This window comes from Variovorax sp. 01T439_2 (genome assembly GCF_056398445.1).
Window position 1 is genome coordinate 1 of the sequence record NZ_JBFTPJ010000421.1, and the last position, 4,847, is coordinate 4,847.

The 4,847-nt window shown below is 66.0% G+C and carries 5 protein-coding genes; 2 read left to right on the top strand and 3 right to left on the bottom strand.

Annotation, left to right across the window (positions count from 1 at the left end; translation table 11 throughout):
* The coding region (gene aceA, locus AC1DOC_RS19315) for an isocitrate lyase (RefSeq protein WP_478130303.1) at positions 1 to 681 on the bottom strand (681 nt) is incomplete at its 3' end.
* Between the two features lie 246 nt (positions 682 to 927).
* Positions 928 to 1,356 carry a gamma-glutamylcyclotransferase family protein gene (locus tag AC1DOC_RS19320; RefSeq protein ID WP_436035574.1) on the bottom strand — a complete coding sequence of 143 codons (429 nt, stop codon included), beginning with the start codon at positions 1,354 to 1,356 and terminating at the stop codon, positions 928 to 930.
* Positions 1,357 to 1,395: 39 nt separating this feature from the next.
* On the opposite strand from AC1DOC_RS19320, the gene AC1DOC_RS19325 reads away from it, so the two are divergent.
* Both AC1DOC_RS19325 and AC1DOC_RS19330 read left to right on the top strand, forming a co-directional pair.
* A complete protein-coding gene (locus tag AC1DOC_RS19325; RefSeq protein ID WP_307594151.1) occupies positions 1,396 to 2,322 on the top strand; it encodes a DMT family transporter in 927 nt (308 codons plus the stop codon).
* 155 nt (positions 2,323 to 2,477) lie between these two features.
* The gene (locus AC1DOC_RS19330; protein WP_012747003.1) at positions 2,478 to 2,921 is read left to right on the top strand and encodes an SWIB/MDM2 domain-containing protein; all 444 of its coding nucleotides are present in this window, start codon (positions 2,478 to 2,480) and stop codon (positions 2,919 to 2,921) included.
* 87 nt (positions 2,922 to 3,008) lie between these two features.
* On the opposite strand, the gene AC1DOC_RS19335 is transcribed toward AC1DOC_RS19330, so the two are convergent.
* Positions 3,009 to 4,727, bottom strand: coding sequence for a thiamine pyrophosphate-binding protein (locus AC1DOC_RS19335; RefSeq protein WP_436311022.1), 1,719 nt, complete (start codon positions 4,725 to 4,727; stop codon positions 3,009 to 3,011).
* Positions 4,728 to 4,847 lie beyond the last annotated feature (120 nt).

The window sequence follows — 4,847 nt, forward strand, 5'->3', positions numbered from 1 at the left end:
GACGTCGGCGGCCATGCGCGCGGCGATGAGCTTCTGCACGGCCTCGGTGGTGGGCACGAGCACCTTGCCGCCCATGTGGCCGCACTTCTTGACCGAGGCGAGCTGGTCTTCGAAGTGCACGCCGCCGGCGCCGGCCTTGATCATGGCCTTCATCAGCTCGAAGCCGTTCAGCACGCCGCCAAAGCCGGCTTCGGCGTCAGCGACGATGGGCGCGAAGTAGTCGACATAGCCCTTGTCGCCCGGGTTCACGTTCTTGGACCACTGGATTTCGTCCGCGCGGCGGAAGGTGTTGTTGATGCGCTCCACCACGGTCGGCACCGAGTCCACCGGGTACAGCGACTGATCGGGGTACATCGACGAGTAGGTGTTGGCGTCCGCGGCAACCTGCCAGCCCGACAGGTAGATGGCCTTCACGCCGGCCTTGACCTGCTGCATGGCCTGGCCGCCCGTGAGCGCGCCGAGGCAATTGACGTAGGGCTCGTTGTTCACCAGCTCCCAGAGCTTCTCGGCGCCGCGGCGCGCAAGCGTGTGCTCGATGGGGAAGGAGCCGCGAAGGCGAACCACGTCGGCGGCGCTGTAGCCGCGCTTGATGCCCTTCCAGCGGGGATTGGTGGCCCATTCTTTCTCGAGGGCGGCAATTTGCTGTTCGCGGCTCAATTGTTCGGTGAGGGTCTGGGGCATGGTCACTCCGTGAGGTTGGTTGAAAGGATCGGGCGCTGCGGCCGTGGAGCTACTCTAAACCGAAGCCAGACTCTTATGTCTTATAGAAGACATATTTTTAGTCCAACAAAATCAATCACTTACGAAGACATTTCTCCATACAAAATTATTTTTCTCATATTGAGAAAAAATATTGCGCCGCAGCAGTCGCTCTTTTCGCAATGTGCAATCGATCTTTCAGGCGTGAAACCGAACGCCGAGAACACTTCACTTCGCAGCGGCGTGCGCCATCCAGTCGCCGCTGTCGATCACCGCGCGCCCTTCGATGCGCGACGGGTGGATCTCGTAGACCAGGCATTCGAAGCGCTGCGCACCCGCTTCCACGATCAGGTGGCGGCGGATGTATTCGCCGGAGCCGTCGCCGGCGACGCCCTCGAGCCGGTCGAGCTCGGCCTCCACCTGGCGCGCGACGCGGTAGATCTCGCCGACGACGCGCCGCTTCCCGCCGAGCACCGCGCCGGGGTAGGCGCCGAGGTCGTACAGCGTGGCGGCAATGCTCGCGTCGGCCACGTGGACCGGCACGGGCCGATAGCGCGCGATGTCGTTGCGCCCGCCGCGGCGCAGGGTGCCGTAGACGAAGACGTGGCGCTGCGCGCCTGCGTCCGGCGCGACATCGGGCCCGGGAGATTGGGGCATCATCGAATCCATCGTTCCAACAACAAGCCGTCCAGTCTATTGAACACCGCTGCTCCCGCCAGCCGCCTGCTGGCCTATGGTTGCCTGGCCCTGAGCATGTCGCTCGTCGGCGGCTACGTCGCCCTCTCCAAGCCGCTGGTGGCGGCCTTCCCGGTGCTGTTGCTCGCCTGGCTGCGCTTCGGCATCGCGGCGCTCGCCATGCCGCACTGGCTGCGGCGCCCACCGGGCGAACCGCCGATGAGCGCACGCACGCGCGGGCTGGTCTTTCTCGAATCGTTCCTCGGCAACTTCCTGTTCTCGATCTGCATGCTGTTCGGCGTGAGCCTGACGAGCGCGGTGTCCGCCGGCGTGATCATGGCTTCGATCCCGGCGGCCGTGGCGGTGGCGAGCTGGCTCTTCCTGCGCGAGCGCATCACGGTGCGCATCGGCCTGGCCATAGGCTGCGCTGCGATCGGCATCGGCCTGCTGGCCCTGGCGCCCGCGCATGCACCCGCAGCGGGCAACAACGGCGCCGCCGCGCCTTCGATGCCTTGGCTCGGCAACCTGCTCGTGTTCTGCGCGGTGCTGTGCGAAACCGCCTATGCGGTGATCGGCAAGTCGCTCACCGGCCGGCTCGGCCCCAAGCGGATCTCCTCGCTCATCAACCTCTGGGGCTTCGTGCTGTCGATGCCCTTCGGCATCTGGTTCGCGCTGCAGTTCGACTTCACTGCGGTGCGCCTCGGAACCTGGGCACTGCTCGTGGTCTATGCGCTGGCTGCGAGCATCTGGACCGTGTGGCTCTGGATGACCGGATTGCGCCATGTGCCTGCTGCGCAAGCGGGCGTGTTTGCCGTGATGCTGCCCGTGAGCGCGGCCCTCGTGGGCGTGCTGGTGCTCGGCGAAAGCCTCTCCGCGGCGCAGCTGCTTGCGTTCGCTCTTGCACTCGTTGGCGTGGTGCTGGCGACCTGGCCCGCGCGCCGAAGCTGAAAACCACGGGTTCTCCCCTCTGAAAAAACAACAACTCCCAATGAAAAAACCGCTTTTTCCCTTGGAAACGCGTTTTTTCTCCTTTAGCATCCGCAATGCCACTGGAGACGCAAGTTTTTCATTGGTGACTGTTTAACCAAAAAAGGAAATCAACCATGGCAACTGCAAAGAAGGCTCCGGCCAAGAAAGCTCCGGCAAAGAAGGCCGCTCCCGCAAAGAAGGCTGCGGCTCCTGCGAAGAAGGCCGCACCGGCCAAGAAGGCGGCTCCCGCAAAGAAGGCTGCTGCTCCTGCGAAGAAGGCTGCACCCGCGAAGAAGGCTCCTGCAAAGAAGGCCGCTCCCGCCAAGAAGCGCACGCCCAACGCTGCGTTCATGAAGGCCCTGACCCCCAGCCCGGCACTCGCCGCCGTTGTGGGCTCGACGCCTCTGCCACGCACCGCAGTCGTGAGCAAGCTGTGGGACTACATCAAGAAGAACAACCTGCAGGACAAGGCCAACAAGCGCAACATCAACGCCGACGCCAAGCTGAAGGAAATCTTCGGCAAGCCGCAAGTGTCGATGTTCGAACTGGCCGCTCTGATCGGCAAGCACGTCAAGTAAGCACCCGGGGGCCCCGCGCTCCGCATCAGAAAGCCGGCTCATGCCGGCTTTTTTTTCGCCTGTGGCAACCGCGCGCCGCGGCTCTCTTCACCCCCGTGCCTGCGCCGCCCGCGTGATCGACGCGAGCGTGCCGCGCGTGGTGATCACCTCGGGGTCCAGCGGGATCTCGATCAGCGTGCCCGTATCGGCCGCCAGCGCGCGCAGCAGCGCGGCCTCGAACTGCGCGGTTTCGGTCACGCGCTCGGCCGCGTAGCCGTAGGCCCGCGCGAGGCCGCAGAAGTCGGGGTTGCGCAGCGCGGTGCCGCTTTCGCGCTCGGGGTACTCGCGCTCCTGGTGCATGCGGATGGTGCCGAACATGCCGTTGTTCAGCAGCACGATGATGCTCTTGCCTCCGTGCTGCGCAGCGCTCGCGAGCTCTTGCCCGGTCATCAGGAAATCGCCGTCGCCCGCGATCGTGAAGGCCACGCGCCCCGTTGCCAGGTTGGCCGCAATGCCCGCCGGCACGCCGTAGCCCATCGCGCCGCTGGTGGGCGCCAGCTGCGTCTTGTGGCCCTTTGCGAGGCCGTGGTAGCGGAAGTAGCGGTGTACCCAGCTCGCGAAGTTGCCGGCGCCGTTGGTGATGGCCGCGTCCGGCGGCAGGTGCTTTTGCAGCAGCGCGACCACTGCAGCCATGTCGATGGGGCCGCGCGGCGTTTCAGCCGGCATGCCGGCGAGCGGCTGCGGCTCGAGGTTCGCCTCGTAGTCCGCATGGGCCTGCAACGTCCATTCTTCCCACGGCAGCGTGGGCGGTGCACTCAGCACCTCGAGGCTGCGCGCGGCGGCGCTCATGCCGGCGTTGATGGCCAGGTCGGCCTGGTAGACGCGGTTGAGTTCCTCGGCGCTCGCGTGGATATGCACCAGTTTTTGTTGGGCCTTCGGCGCCTCGAGCAGCGTATAGCCGCCGGTGGTCATCTCGCCAAGGCGCGGGCCGATGGCGAGGATCAGGTCGGCGTCCTTGACGCGCTGCGCGAGCTTCGGGTTGATCGCAATGCCGACGTCGCCCGCGTACAGCGGATGGTGGTTGTCGAAGGTGTCCTGGAAGCGGAAGGCATTGGCCACCGGCAGCCGCCAGTTCTCGGCAAAGCGCTGCAGCGCCTGCGCGGCCTGCGCCGTCCAGCCGCCGCCGCCCGCGATCACCAGCGGCCGCTCGGACTTGAGCAGCAGTTCGCGCAGCGTGCGCAGTGCACCCGGGTCGCTCCATGGCTGGACCGCCTCCACGCGCTTCAGCGGCCGCGCCGCGGTCTGGCTGCGCAGCATGTCCTCCGGCAGCACCAGCACCACCGGCCCCGGCCGCCCGTTCATCGCGGTGGCAAAGGCGCGCGCCACGTATTCGGGAATGCGGTTGGCGTCGTCGATGCGCTCCACGCGCTTGGCAAAGCCCTTGGTGCCCGGGCCGAAGAAGCTGCCGTAGTCCACTTCCTGGAAGGCTTCGCGGTCGCGGAAGTCGCTGCCCACGTCGCCGACGAAAAGCACCATCGGCGTCGAATCCTGGAACGCGGTGTGCACGCCGATCGATGCGTTGGTGGCGCCGGGTCCGCGCGTCACGAAGCACACGCCCGGTCGGCCCGTGAGCTTGCCGTGCGCCTCGGCCATGAAGGCCGCGCCGCCCTCCTGCCGGTTGACGATGAAGCGGGCCCGATCGCGGTAGGCGTGGAAGCCGTCGAGCACCGCGAGAAAGCTCTCGCCGGGCACGCCGAACGCGATCTCCATGCCCTGCTCGACGAGGCATTCGACGATCAGGTGGCCGGCCGGTTGTGATGTACTCATGGGAAGTCGAACCTCAGCTGCAATGTCTCCGGCAATTATGTGCGCCCGCTCCCAACGCCTTGCGTTAATTCACCAATTGGTTAAATTCGCGCCATGAAGGCCCCCAAGGATTCCCCGCCC

Excerpts from the sequence above, each read along its gene's own strand:
- AC1DOC_RS19320 (WP_436035574.1), bottom strand. The coding sequence starts at position 1,356 with ATGCCCCAATCTCCCGGGCCCGATGTCGCGCCGGACGCAGGCGCGCAG.
- AC1DOC_RS19330 (WP_012747003.1), top strand. The coding sequence starts at position 2,478 with ATGGCAACTGCAAAGAAGGCTCCGGCCAAGAAAGCTCCGGCAAAGAAG.
- AC1DOC_RS19335 (WP_436311022.1), bottom strand. The coding sequence starts at position 4,727 with ATGAGTACATCACAACCGGCCGGCCACCTGATCGTCGAATGCCTCGTC.